Annotated in this window: 1 protein-coding gene; it reads left to right on the plus strand. The window is 40.2% G+C overall.

What is annotated here, in order from left to right; genetic code table 11:
- Positions 1-166: 166 nt before the first annotated feature.
- A complete protein-coding gene (locus tag ATB78_RS27775; RefSeq protein WP_061011159.1) occupies positions 167-802 on the plus strand; it encodes a hypothetical protein in 636 nt (211 codons plus the stop codon).
- Positions 803-1,231 lie beyond the last annotated feature (429 nt).

Genomic DNA, 1,231 nt, shown 5'->3' on the forward strand with positions numbered 1-1,231 from the left:
GGCGTTAGCTCGATATATCAACACCTTATAGTCAAGGTTCTAGTAAGTAATTACTGATCCAGTAAATTGCAGTCTCTCGTGAAGTCATACGAAAAAAAGCTAAGTGGATTTGTGTCGTGACTTTTTAGATCGTATCAATCCGGATATATGCTAAGTAGGAGTTTTTATGAGAGTTCAACAGTCAAAGATTGGGGCTGACCCAGTAAAATATTATGCGAGTTTAATTGGAATGGAAAAGCATGAGTCTCGCTTGAAAAAGCAAGCCAATGCAATTCTGATCATGACTGGAATTGTCCTCTACAGACAGCTCCCAAAAAATAAGCAATCGCAAATATTAAAGCAAATACTAGGCATGAGTGATAACCAGTTAAAAGCCTCATTGTACGGATTAGTTTCGCAGGTTGTAGCTAATCCATATTGGTTCTCGTGGTCTCTTTCTGACAGTGAGCTTAGGGAGTTCTTTGATACGAATAAAGGGGTGACTGACGCGCTGAAAGTCGTAGGGCTAGATATAACAATTCCGTTGACAGTGGCTGGTGTTGCAGCATTTTTATACTCCGCAAATGAAAAAGGGGTCATTGGAGCTTCACAAAAAGCCTCTGAGCAACTCAAAAAAACGGTTACCTCGTCGCCAGTAGCGCAAGTTGGCATGAAAATGGGACTAACAAAACAAGCAGCATCACGAGCATCGGCAATTCTGGTTGTTATGGTTACTGTTATTGCATACCAAACGAGTTCAAATGCAAAAGATGCTCAAAAAGAGTTGTTACGTAGAGGTTTGCTAAAAGCGGATGATTTATAATGCTAATCATATTTCTAATACTTGCCTTTTCATTGGCGACAATCCATTTCTCTCACGTGCTTTTCTCTTTGTGCCTATCATCTCCAAGTCAGTTACCTAAAGGTGTAACATTACTGCGTTCACTAGCTCTTTGCATAATGGCGGCTTGTGCGCAGTATTATACGCTTTCATTGATCTTAGGTTCTAACCTACCTGCGGTATCAGGTTTAGTTTTAGTAATAACAAATACTTTCTTCTTTATAGGTTTCCACTCTGCTTACAAAGCTAAGCACACCAAAGAAAGTTAGTGCGTGAATATATATCAAGCTAACAAACTGTTTAAGAGTGATTCGCAACGCGTGGCATTTTTGCTATGCGTTGTGTTTGGTGTTTAAGGTGGTATGCGGAAGCATCGGTATTGCGTTGCTCACACCTTAACAGGGCGTTAGT

Origin of the sequence: Vibrio sp. CUB2 (assembly GCF_001557945.1) — a bacterium.
Taxonomy (GTDB): Bacteria; Pseudomonadota; Gammaproteobacteria; order Enterobacterales; family Vibrionaceae; genus Vibrio; species Vibrio owensii.